The organism is Halomonas sp. 3A7M, assembly GCF_014897875.1.
Classification (GTDB): Bacteria; Pseudomonadota; Gammaproteobacteria; order Pseudomonadales; family Halomonadaceae; genus Vreelandella.
This window is the reverse complement of sequence record NZ_JABUZD010000142.1, coordinates 1-2,194: the sequence shown is the minus strand read 5'-3', so window position 1 is coordinate 2,194 and position 2,194 is coordinate 1. Positions and strand designations below refer to the sequence as shown.

At 48.7% G+C, this 2,194-nt stretch carries 3 protein-coding genes; all 3 read left to right on the top strand.

Annotation, left to right across the window (positions count from 1 at the left end; all coding sequences use genetic code 11):
• The first annotated feature begins 180 nt into the window (after window positions 1-180).
• The 3 genes from INT19_RS12080 to INT19_RS12070 all read left to right on the top strand — a co-directional run bounded on the left by INT19_RS12080 (window position 181) and on the right by INT19_RS12070 (window position 2,178).
• Window positions 181-516 carry a zinc ribbon domain-containing protein YjdM gene (locus INT19_RS12080; protein WP_089039441.1) on the top strand — a complete coding sequence of 112 codons (336 nt, stop codon included), beginning with the start codon at window positions 181-183 and terminating at the stop codon, window positions 514-516.
• Between the two features lie 426 nt (window positions 517-942).
• A complete protein-coding gene (locus INT19_RS12075; RefSeq protein WP_193060916.1) occupies window positions 943-1,494 on the top strand; it encodes a hypothetical protein in 552 nt (183 codons plus the stop codon).
• Window positions 1,495-1,575: 81 nt separating this feature from the next.
• Window positions 1,576-2,178 (top strand): LysE family translocator, encoded by a 603-nt coding sequence (locus INT19_RS12070; RefSeq protein ID WP_193060915.1) that lies wholly within the window; start codon window positions 1,576-1,578, stop codon window positions 2,176-2,178.
• Window positions 2,179-2,194 lie beyond the last annotated feature (16 nt).

Sequence of the window (2,194 nt, the reverse complement as noted above, 5' to 3'; positions counted from 1 at the left end):
GAAAGATAACCGTGCCCTTGACAGGTCAATCCATACCAGGAGGTGGCTTTAGCCCGCGACGATTCAAACACTGAGCCATCAACAGGCACCGCTTCCCAGTGAACCTGCCTGGATGCATTCGCCAAGGCTGCAAAGGCTCAGTATCATAAGCAGCCAACCAAATCACAGAAGTCACCTTCCATGTCATGCCCACCTTGCCCCAATTGCCAATCTGAATTCGTCTATCAGGATCAAAGCCTGTTTATCTGCCCAGAATGCGCCCACGAATGGAACCCTTCCGAGGTTGAAGCGGAAGACACCGTCACGGTGAAAGATGCCAATGGCAGTCTGCTTGCTGAAGGCGATAAGGTGACGCTTATCAAAGATCTCAAGGTCAAAGGCAGCTCAATCGTGCTTAAGATTGGCACCAAGGCCGTTATCAAGCGGCTTAAGGAAGGCAAAGACCACCAGCTCGACTGCAAGGTCGATGGCGCTGGCGACATGATGGTCACCGCCCAGTTTGTGAAAAAAGCCTGAATATATGGCAGTTTGTGTTAGCACAAAGCGTTCTGACCAACTTGATGAAAGCATCCGATCACGAGATATGGATGCTCACGCTGTACAGTAAAACGGAGCGTGCCAGTATTCCTGGGCACATGCTCAAGCAAATAGCGGAGGCAATCAAAAATGGTTGATAGAAACCTTGGGGCAGAGATTCTAGACGGTATCAATGAGATCAAACAGTTCAAGAAAGGCAAAGTAGTTCTGCGAACTCATGAGTTAGCAGAGCCTTCACCCCCCCAAATCATTAGGCATAAACTGAATCTACCAAAGGTTTGAAAACCGTGTAAGCGGCTATCTGCCCATTCCACAGCTTATCAGTATCGACTGCCTGCTAATGGGAATTGCCGTTTTGTATGCTACCGCTTGTCTGAATCACCTTCACTCGCCTAGAGGGCCATCATGGACGTCAGACTCAACACGCAAGAGCAGATCGTGAAGTCATTTTACTCCTGGTTGCCTATGGTGCTGGTCGCGCTCATCCTCTACGGCGCATTATTTGTCGGGCTCGCTATATGGCTACTAATGCAGTTGTTTGGCATGGAGCAAGCAGTCGCGCAAACAGTAGGGCTACCAAGCGGAGTGCTGTTACTGGGTGGCCTGTTTTACATCTATGTGAAGTGGCTGCTGACAGCGCTGTCGTCATACCAGCTTTCCCTGAGAGGCAATCAGCTCATTGTGAAAGGCATTTCGGGGCGGCGAACCATTGAACATGAACTGCCGGTGAATGACGTTAAAAAAATACACATCGGCACGCATACCCATACCATGCAAAAGCCAACTTCAGGGCAGGGCGGCGCTAAAAGCAAAGCTGCCTCGCGGCTGACGTTTGTGCTAAGTAACGGCGACTATTTCAAACTCGATTTCGCCATGAACGCCTTTGATAACGAATCGCTGTATGACTTCCTCGCCGCCATGAAACGTAAAGGGGTCGATATTAACCTTAGCGGCTAACAATACTGTTCCTAACCACCACCTGTGCAGGAAGGAAGTCCCGCTGGCGATGACGTTCGGTTACCGGTAAAAGGAGATGACATGTTTCCACTAGAGGTATTGGCTACATATACACTGGCATGTTTGCTGTTAGTGATTTCCCCAGGGCCAGATAACATGTTGGCGATAGGACGAGGTTTAAGCCAAGGCAGATTGGCCGCAACCGTTTCTGGCTTATCGTCTGGAATGGGAATTCTATTTCACGTGCTAGCGGCGACATTTGGGCTGACTCTTATAATTCAAACGTCCGAGCTAGCCTTCTATGTGGTCAAGATTATTGGTGCGGGCTATCTAATTTGGTTAGGCGTTAAAGTCCTTCGGTCTCGAAATCTATTTTCTTTAGAGCCTGCAAAAAAACAGTCTTTAAAAACTATATTCTCAACAGGCTTCCTTTCAGCGGCACTTAACCCTAAGCCGGGCATGTTTGTGCTCGCGTTTGTTCCCCAGTTTGTAAACCCCAATTTGGGCTCTGTGACCTGGCAAATGATTGGCTATGGGGTTTGGTTTGCGGTTTTAACAGCGCTAGGTTTCAGCCTTATGGGCGTGTTCTCATCTAGATTATCGGAATGGCTGAGAAACAAACCCAAATTGGTTTCTGGCTTAAATATTGGAGCAGGCGTTGAGCCTGTAGAAAAACTCCGCTGACGGCTAAGTTTTGGTA

Bases quoted from the DNA above. Each gene is read 5' to 3' on its own strand.
- INT19_RS12070 (WP_193060915.1), top strand. From the start codon at position 1,576: ATGTTTCCACTAGAGGTATTGGCTACATATACACTGGCATGTTTGCTG.
- INT19_RS12080 (WP_089039441.1), top strand. From the start codon at position 181: ATGTCATGCCCACCTTGCCCCAATTGCCAATCTGAATTCGTCTATCAG.
- INT19_RS12075 (WP_193060916.1), top strand. From the start codon at position 943: ATGGACGTCAGACTCAACACGCAAGAGCAGATCGTGAAGTCATTTTAC.